Below are 234 nucleotides of genomic sequence, written 5' to 3'. Positions count from 1 at the left end.
GAATTTTTAAGACCAAATAGTCAAACTAAATATTTTATCGAAAATCCCCCTCAATCAGTAATTGCAAATAAAGAAGATATTTTAATGACTAGAACAGGTAATACTGGAAAAGTAGTAACTAATGTATTTGGAGCGTTTCATAATAATTTTTTTAAAATTAAATTTGATAAAAATCTGTATGATAGATTGTTTTTAGTAGAGGTTTTAAATTCATCTAAGATACAAAATAAAATA

Annotated in this window: 1 protein-coding gene; it reads left to right on the top strand. The window is 23.1% G+C overall.

The annotated features are described in order from the left end of the window. On the top strand, window positions 1–234 hold a 234-nt coding region (locus tag IDG64_RS14970; RefSeq protein WP_481906135.1), incomplete at both ends, for a restriction endonuclease subunit S domain-containing protein.

This window comes from Staphylococcus sp. EG-SA-15 (assembly GCF_017151895.1).
Classification (GTDB): domain Bacteria; phylum Bacillota; class Bacilli; order Staphylococcales; family Staphylococcaceae; genus Staphylococcus; species Staphylococcus aureus.
This window is presented reverse-complemented; position numbering and strand designations above follow the sequence as displayed.